We start from the raw sequence: 1198 nt of genomic DNA on the forward strand, positions 1-1198 counted from the left end.
TCCGGGTTAAGTGCACACCATCGTGGTGGGCAACTCCCCGGATACTGCCCGGCTCATCAACCCGGCGCAAGAATGGTGTTCGTCGGACGGTTACGACGCATTGAGTTCTTTCGGTTGTCGTTGTGCGCTGCGCTCAGGGAGCGGCCAGCGCCAGCACTTCGGTCGGTGCGATATAGCCGTTTTGGTCCAGTGCCCAACCCGCTTCAAACGCAGCTTCAACCACCTCGGGGGCCCACTCGATACGGGTGCGGCTCTCGCCTCCGGTGACCATGATCAACTTGCCGGCTTCACTGACACAGTTGAGAGAGCGCCAGGCATTTTCAGGAATGGACACCACGGTACCCGGCTCCAGATTGACCTCAACGGCGTCGTCTCCCAGGTTCAAGGTAAGCGTCCAGTCGCCCTCTTTGACGAGCACCACTTGTGCGCTCGAATGACGGTGCGTTAACAGGCCGTTGCCTGCCGTTGCCCGCAGCCACTCGATGGTGAACCCATGCGGATTCACGACAGGCGGCATCGCATCCCGGTCTTCTGTCAAGCCAAAACCAATCACTGACGCCATGTTTTTCTGGCCGCCAGGCAACACGCAATCGAGCAGGGGCTTTTCAGTCCATTGCAGCGAGTCATGCTTCACCACGCGGCGTGCCATCTCTTCAGGCGTGTACTTGCGCAGCCGCTTGATCTGCTCGGCACTCATGGCCGGCATGATCAGATCGGGCGAAACATCCGGTGTTTTGAGAAGGTCGATCAGTGTGTTTTGCCGGGAAATGACAAGCCCTGTCTGGCGTGCTGTTTCCAGGATCGACGGTGCCCACACGACCCCGCCGGTGACATCCCGGCCCAGCATGGTGTAGAGGTAGCCGTCGTCACCGCCTTCATTAGAAAACCCGCGAAATATCCAGGGGGGAATGGTGGCGATGTCACCTTCGCCAAAAACCATTTCCCCCTGTTCACCCGAAGGTCCCCAGCGCAATCGCCACTGCCCCGTCCAGCACATGAACACTTCAGCGGTGAAGTGCATGTGCAAGTTGTTGGTCACACCGCCAGGCATGCTCGCACCCCCCAAGCCAAAACCGTGCGGCTCACGCACATTGACAAAGCTGTGTGACCTTGCCCCTGGATTCCGTATCCCATAACCGAGATCATGAACGGGCTTGATGGGCCTGAGCCGCAAGCCAGTTTTCCTCAAACTGCATCG

The 1198-nt window shown here is 58.9% G+C and carries 1 protein-coding gene; it reads right to left on the minus strand.

All coding sequences use genetic code 11. The annotated features are described in order from the left end of the window. Positions 1–133 precede the first annotated feature (133 nt). Entirely contained in the window at positions 134–1021 is an 888-nt protein-coding gene (locus RCH06_RS17865) for a hypothetical protein (RefSeq protein WP_327082807.1), read from the minus strand. Positions 1022–1198 lie beyond the last annotated feature (177 nt).

It is taken from the genome of Polaromonas sp. CG_9.5, assembly GCF_035984465.1.
Lineage (GTDB): Bacteria > Pseudomonadota > Gammaproteobacteria > Burkholderiales > Burkholderiaceae_C > Polaromonas.

Excerpts from the sequence above, each read along its gene's own strand:
- RCH06_RS17865 (WP_327082807.1), bottom strand. The coding sequence starts at position 1,021 with ATGCACTTCACCGCTGAAGTGTTCATGTGCTGGACGGGGCAGTGGCGA.